The sequence below is a fragment of the Sphingomonas bacterium genome (genome assembly GCF_903644135.1).
In the GTDB taxonomy this organism is placed as follows: Bacteria; Pseudomonadota; Alphaproteobacteria; order Sphingomonadales; family Sphingomonadaceae; genus Sphingomonas.
In genome coordinates this window covers 1-5772 of record NZ_CAHJXA010000178.1, presented here as the reverse complement: position 1 = coordinate 5772, position 5772 = coordinate 1, and the positions used below count along the sequence as shown (strand labels likewise).

8 protein-coding genes and 1 pseudogene are annotated in these 5772 nt (G+C 67.9%); 3 read left to right on the top strand and 6 right to left on the bottom strand.

The annotated features are described in order from the left end of the window. Window positions 1–74: 74 nt before the first annotated feature. Window positions 75–602: a molybdenum cofactor biosynthesis protein B gene (gene moaB / locus HUU96_RS10120; RefSeq protein ID WP_174292689.1), complete on the top strand. Its 528-nt coding sequence runs from the start codon at window positions 75–77 to the stop codon at window positions 600–602. A gap of 3 nt (window positions 603–605) precedes the next feature. Here moaB and HUU96_RS10115 read toward each other — a convergent pair whose 3' ends face one another. Beyond that, the gene (locus HUU96_RS10115; RefSeq protein WP_174292688.1) at window positions 606–941 is read right to left on the bottom strand and encodes a VOC family protein; all 336 of its coding nucleotides are present in this window, start codon (window positions 939–941) and stop codon (window positions 606–608) included. A 53-nt stretch (window positions 942–994) separates the two neighbouring features. On the opposite strand from HUU96_RS10115, the gene HUU96_RS10110 reads away from it, so the two are divergent. Beyond that, entirely contained in the window at window positions 995–2074 is a 1080-nt protein-coding gene (locus HUU96_RS10110; protein ID WP_174292687.1) for a PA0069 family radical SAM protein, read from the top strand. 48 nt (window positions 2075–2122) lie between these two features. Beyond that, a complete protein-coding gene (locus HUU96_RS15270; protein WP_302480235.1) occupies window positions 2123–2257 on the top strand; it encodes a hypothetical protein in 135 nt (44 codons plus the stop codon). Between the two features lie 3 nt (window positions 2258–2260). On the opposite strand, the gene rutA is transcribed toward HUU96_RS15270, so the two are convergent. The 5 genes and pseudogenes from rutA to HUU96_RS10085 form a co-directional block, all read right to left on the bottom strand. Further along, entirely contained in the window at window positions 2261–3334 is a 1074-nt protein-coding gene (rutA, locus tag HUU96_RS10105) for a pyrimidine utilization protein A (RefSeq protein WP_174292686.1), read from the bottom strand. After that, entirely contained in the window at window positions 3334–4122 is a 789-nt protein-coding gene (gene rutD, locus HUU96_RS10100; protein WP_174292685.1) for a pyrimidine utilization protein D, read from the bottom strand. The genes rutA and rutD overlap by 1 nt, the downstream gene beginning before the upstream one ends. Next, window positions 4122–4502 carry a Rid family hydrolase gene (locus tag HUU96_RS10095; protein WP_174292684.1) on the bottom strand — a complete coding sequence of 127 codons (381 nt, stop codon included), beginning with the start codon at window positions 4500–4502 and terminating at the stop codon, window positions 4122–4124. Before HUU96_RS10095 ends, rutD begins: the two co-directional genes overlap by 1 nt. A gap of 2 nt (window positions 4503–4504) precedes the next feature. Next, complete coding sequence (gene rutB, locus HUU96_RS10090) at window positions 4505–5248, bottom strand: pyrimidine utilization protein B (RefSeq protein ID WP_174292683.1); 744 nt, start codon at window positions 5246–5248, stop codon at window positions 4505–4507. 59 nt (window positions 5249–5307) lie between these two features. Further along, window positions 5308–5772: pseudogene (locus HUU96_RS10085) on the bottom strand (DNA polymerase III subunit alpha); the annotation flags it as partial.

Sequence of the window (5772 nt, the reverse complement as noted above, 5' to 3'; positions counted from 1 at the left end):
GCTGCCGCGGCCCGCACCGCCGGCGGCGCTCGCGCTCAGCGCCAGCGTCTCGCCGCAGACGGGCACCCTCGCCCATGCCGATTGACGCGGACGCGGCTTTCCTGCCGGTCCGTATCGCGGTCCTCACCGTCTCCGACACCCGCAGCCTGGCCGACGACCGTTCCGGCGACACGCTGGTCGAGCGGCTGACGGCGGCGGGGCACGTCCTCGCCGACCGCGCGATCCTGCGCGACGACGCCGACGCGATCGCCGCGCACCTCCACCAGTGGATCGACGACCCGGCGATCGACTGCATCGTCACCACCGGCGGCACCGGCGTCACCGGCCGCGACGTCACGCCCGAGGCGGTGGAGCGAGTCGCCGACAAGATAATCCCCGGCTTTGGCGAGCTGTTCCGCTGGCTCAGCTATGCCAAGATCGGCACCTCGACCGTCCAGTCGCGCGCCTGCGCCTGCGTCGCGCGCGGCACCTATATCTTCGCGCTGCCGGGCTCGACCGGTGCGGTGAAGGATGGCTGGGACGGCATCCTCGCCAGCCAGCTCGACAACCGCCATCGGCCCTGCAACTTCGTCGAATTGATGCCGCGCCTCACCGAGCGTTGAGCCTCACCCCGGCTGCATCGCCGCCAGCTCGTGCCCGTTGGGATCGCGAAAGTGGAATCTCTGCCCACCCGGAAAGGCGAACACCGGCCGCGTCACCGTGCCGCCCGCCGACTCGACCGCCGCCAGCGTCGCCGCCACGTCCGCCACCTCGATCACCGGCAGCAGCGCCGTGGTCTTCTCCGCCGGATCGGCCTGCAATCCCATGTCGCCGGTCCCCTCCATCGTCGAGGCATAGCTCGGCCCGAAATCGGCAAAGGTCCAGCCGAGCGCCGCCTGATAGAACGCCTTGGCATCGCCGGTGCTGGCCACCGGCAGTTCGATATAGGTGTTGCGCGTCATCGCTCGCTCCTTTTGTTCTTGTTGTGTTCTACACACCCTGCTAGCCCGGCGCAATGGCGCAGAGCCGATCCCGCCCCGTCCGCGGTGCCACCCACAACCGGGAGAGCCGGCGCTTCAACCTGCCCGAGATCGAGGTGGATGGCGACTGGCTCGACATGGCCGAGGCGATCGACGGCGCGGCCCCGCCGCTGCGCACCACCGTCACGGTCGAGACGCCGCGCACGATCATCACCCGCAACGCCTCCCCCGACGTGCCGTTCGACCGCTCGATCAACGCCTATCGCGGCTGCGAACATGGCTGCATCTACTGCTTCGCGCGGCCGAGCCATGCGTTTCATGACCTCTCGCCCGGCCTCGACTTCGAGAGCCGGCTGTTCGCCAAGCCGACTGCGGCGGCACTGCTGCGCGAGGAGCTGGCAAAGCCGGGCTATCTCTGCCGGCCGATCGCGATGGGCACCAACACCGATCCATACCAGCCGATCGAGGCCGAGTGGCGCATCACCCGCAGCGTCATCGAGGTGCTGAGCCAGACCGGCCACCCGGTCAGCATCACCACCAAGTCCGACCGCGTGGTCCGCGACCTCGACCTGCTCGCGCCGATGGCCGCCAGGGGGCTGGCGCTGGTGGTGGTGTCGGTCACCACGCTCGACCCGCGCATCGCGATGACGGTCGAGCCGCGTGCGCCTGCGCCGGAACGCCGTCTGCGCGCGGTGCGCCGGCTCGCCGACGCCGGGGTGCCGGTGTTCGTCTCGATCGCGCCGGTGATCCCGCAGATCACCGATCACGAGATCGAGCATCTGGTCGAGCGCGCCGCCGAGGCCGGCGCGCGCGGCGTGTTCTTCCTGCCAGTGCGGCTGCCGCACGAGGTCGCGCCGCTGTTCCGTGCCTGGCTCGACGCGCACTTCCCCGATCGCGCGGGCAAGGTGATGGCGACCATCCGCTCCATCCGCGGCGGTCGCGACAATGATCCCGACTTCTTCACGCGGATGCAGGGCCAGGGGCCCTGGGCGGACCTGCTCCGCACCCGCTTCCGCCTCGCCTGCCGCAAGCACGGTCTTGCCAACGAACGGCTGGTGCTGCGTACTGACCTGTTCCGCCCGCCGCGCGGCGATCAGGGCGAGCTGTTCGGCTGAGCGGAGCCGACGCGCCCCCGCTTCGTTATCCTGGCGAAGGAGACAGACATGAGCGAGCCACTGAACCCCGCCGACAAGCCGGACGACACGATGGGCGAAGAGCCTGAAGAGGAATCAGGTGCCGGTTACGGCAATCATGCGCCCGATCCCGAGCCGACCGGCGATACGGAGAACGAGCTCTGACGGTCAGCCGGCGGCGATCTGCTGTCGGCACCGCATCAGCGGCTGGATGCGCGTCCCGAACGCCTCCACGCCTTCCTCGAAGTCGTCGAAGGTGAGAAGGACGCCGCCGGTGTTCGGCACCGTCGCCATCTCGTCGAGCATCCGCGCGACGCTGGCATAGCTGCCGACCAGCGTGCCCATGTTGATGTTGACTGCTCCCTCCGGCGCGGCGAGCTGGCGGACGTTGGTGTCGGTGTTGTGGGTGTCCTTGGCCCCCTGATCTGCGAGCCAGGCGATCGCCTCCAGGTCGACACCGTCATTATATGACCGCCACTTGGCCATCGCCGCATCGTCGGTCTCGGCCGCGATCACCATGACCAGCACGAACACCGACACGTCGCGCCCAGTTTTCACCGTCGCCGCCGCCAGCCGCTCGTTGTTGCCGGCAAAGGCGGTCGGCGTGTTGACTCCCTTGCCGAGGCAGAAGGCATAGTCCGCCCACTTGGCCGAGAAGGCGAGGCCCTCGTCCGACGAGCCGGCGCAGATGATCTTCATGTCGCCTGCCGGCTGCGGCCGGACGCGGCAGTCGTCCATTCGGTAATATTCGCCCTTATAGTCGCTCACCCCGGTCGCCCACAGTTCGCGCAGGATGCGAGCATATTCGTCCAACATCTTGTAGCGGTTGCGGAAATGCTCGTCGCCGGGCCACATCCCCATCTGGGTGTATTCATGCGGCTGCCAGCCGGTGATGAGGTTGAGCCCGAACCGCCCGTGGCTGATCGAATCGATCGTGTTGCACATCCGCGCCGCAAAGGCGGGCGGGATGACCAGGGTCGGGCAGGTCGCGAAGATCTTGATCCGCTCGGTGACCGCGGCGAGGCCGGCCATCAACGTGAAGCTCTCCAGGCCATATTCCCAGAATTCGGTCTTGCCGCCGAAGCCCCGCAACTTGATCATCGACAGCAGAAAGTCGAGGCCGTGCTTCTCCGCAGCGACGGCGATGCGCTTGTTGAGGTCAAAGCTCGGCTGGTACTGCGGTGCGTTCTCCGAAATCAGCCAGCCGTTGTTGTTGATGGGGACGAAGACGCCGACCTGCATCAGCGAAGCCAGTCCTGGACGCGCAGGACGAACTCCTGCGGCCGAGTGATGTTGATCGCATGGCCACCGGTGGCGAAGGACGCATGGCTGCCCTTGCCGAGCAGCCCGGCCAGCGTCTCCGCACAGGCGGCCGGGACCAGGAAGTCGTCCTCGACCCCGACGCACAGCACCGGGATCGTCACCGTACCCAACCGGTAAGCGCCGGGGTCCCAGCTGCTTGCCGAGTCGATGCGCGCAAGCAGCGTGGCATCGCTTTGATGAAGACCGGGTGCCTCCAGCTCGGCGGAGCGGAGTTCGGCGTCGTGGGCCGAAATCCAGGCGGGCGGGTACAGGAACAGCGGCTGCGCCAAGCGGTAGAGCGACGGCTGCAGCCGCAGCATCCCCCCGCGCACCTCGAAGCAGCGCCGGGTATGCGGATCCAGCGCCGCCCAGCCGTTGACCACGATCATCCGCTGGATGCGACCGGGATCGTCCATGGCCAGTTGCAGCCCGATCAGGCCGCCAAGGGCATGGCCGACAAAGCCGACCGGCTCGTCGATGCCTAGTTCGTCGAGCAGCCCCGCGACATCCGCCGCCATCGCCGCCACCGTTTGCGATGCCTCGACCTCCGGCTGCGATCCGCCGGTGCCGCGGTGATCATAGGCAAGGACGCGGTAATCCCCAGCCAGCGCGAGCAGATTGGGCTCCCAATAGGAGCCGAGCCCACCCAGTCCCGACGACAGGACGACGGGGGGCAGGCCCTCGTCACCATAGAACTCATAGTGGAGCCCGGTCGCGGAAACCGGCATCAGAGGTGCGCCACGCTGGCGATCTCGACCAGGCAGTCGGGCTTCACCATTTCGCACATGATGCAGTAGCGCGCCGGCTTGTCGCCCGGGAAATACTCGGCATAGACCTCGTTGAACGCAGCGTAATCACCGAGATATTTCAGGAAGATGTGGTTCATTGCTACGTCGGCGAGTGTCGCGCCGGCGGCCTCCAGCGTGGTCTTGATCGTCTCCAGCACATGCTTGGTCTGCAGGCGGATATTGCCGGGGTTCAGCACCACTCCGCCCTCGCCAAGCGCCAGCACGCCGGAGACGTAGACGGTGTTGCCCGCCTTCGCCGCTGCCGAGTAAGGCGCGATTGGGGTCGGGAACTGGGGCGGGTTGATCGGCTCGAACGGCATGGTCACTCCCCGGAAGCGGACGGCGCAAGCTGGCCGAACGCGCCGCAGAAATCGGCAACGGTGCTGACCCAGCCGAAGAACGTCTCGACATTGTAGACCGTAGCTTCCTGCATCATTGCCGGACCGAGATGATGGGTCGCATCCTCCAGCATCACCCCGAAATATTCGAGGTGGAAGCCGTCGCGCAGCGTGCTCTCGACGCACACGTTGCTGGCGATGCCGACGAAGACGATGTTGCGGATGCCGCGGCTGCGCAGGACGCTGTCGAGCTGCGAGTTGAAGAATGCTGAGTAGCGGGTCTTGTGGACGCGCAGGTCGCCGGGCTGGGGCTTCAGCGCGTCGACAAGATCATAGTCCCAGCCGCCCCGCGCGAGAAGCTTCCCCGCCATCTCAGGTTTGGCCCGCATCGTTTTGAGTGCGTTGGATTTGTGCCAGTTGGGGCTGCCCGGGCCACCGGCCTCCTGATACTCCTCGTCCCAGCCGTTCTGCAGATAGACGACTGCCATCCCTGCAGCGCGGGCGGTGGCGAGCACCTGGGCGATGCGGCCGATGACGCTCGCCGCGCCGGCGATGTCGAAGCCGGCAAGGTCGACATAGCCGCCCTCGCTGGCATAGGCGTTCTGCATGTCGATGACGACGACCGCGGTCTCGGTCGGGTCGAGGCGTAGCGCCTCCGGCCGGGCGGTCAGGGTGATCGCACGCGCCTCGTTCGCGCCGGCGCGCAGGATGGGTTGGGCAGCGATCATCGCCGGAAGCTGCCGGGCGTGGCCGGCTTGTGCAAGCGCGAAATCGCCGGTGCTTCCAGTCAGCCCACCAGCGCCAGTTGCGGCGTCGCACGGTCGAGCGTCACCTCGCCGATGCCGGGGATCGCCTCGATCGCCGTCACCAGTTCGCCGTCGAGCAGGAAGTCGCGGCCGATCAGCACCACCACCTCTCCTTGCGCGACGCGGGTGCGAACCCGGATCTCGCCACGTGCGCCGCGGTGATCGGCGAGCAGCGCGGCAAGCGGTACCAGCGCGGCGGGGTCGTCGACCACCGCCTCGACCGCGAACCGCGCGGTGGAGGCGAGGCCTTCGAACGGCTGGATGCGCTTGACGGTGACGCGCGGCATGTCCTCGCCGGGGCGGCGGTCGAGCTCGACGGTGACGAGGCCGCAGCCGCCGACCTTGGCGGCCTCCAGCAGGTCGTCGGCGACGGCGTCGTCGAAACAGGTCGCGACGAACTGGCCGCTGGCGTCGGACAGCGTCGCCATTAGGAAGCGCTTGCCGCG

What these genes read in the sequence shown, in the direction of transcription:
- rutB (WP_174292683.1), bottom strand. Translation starts at nt 5,248, where the DNA reads ATGATCGCTGCCCAACCCATCCTGCGCGCCGGCGCGAACGAGGCGCGT.
- HUU96_RS10095 (WP_174292684.1), bottom strand. Translation starts at nt 4,502, where the DNA reads ATGCCGTTCGAGCCGATCAACCCGCCCCAGTTCCCGACCCCAATCGCG.
- rutA (WP_174292686.1), bottom strand. Translation starts at nt 3,334, where the DNA reads ATGCAGGTCGGCGTCTTCGTCCCCATCAACAACAACGGCTGGCTGATT.
- rutD (WP_174292685.1), bottom strand. Translation starts at nt 4,122, where the DNA reads ATGCCGGTTTCCGCGACCGGGCTCCACTATGAGTTCTATGGTGACGAG.
- HUU96_RS10115 (WP_174292688.1), bottom strand. Translation starts at nt 941, where the DNA reads ATGACGCGCAACACCTATATCGAACTGCCGGTGGCCAGCACCGGCGAT.
- HUU96_RS15270 (WP_302480235.1), top strand. Translation starts at nt 2,123, where the DNA reads ATGAGCGAGCCACTGAACCCCGCCGACAAGCCGGACGACACGATGGGC.
- HUU96_RS10110 (WP_174292687.1), top strand. Translation starts at nt 995, where the DNA reads ATGGCGCAGAGCCGATCCCGCCCCGTCCGCGGTGCCACCCACAACCGG.
- moaB (WP_174292689.1), top strand. Translation starts at nt 75, where the DNA reads ATGCCGATTGACGCGGACGCGGCTTTCCTGCCGGTCCGTATCGCGGTC.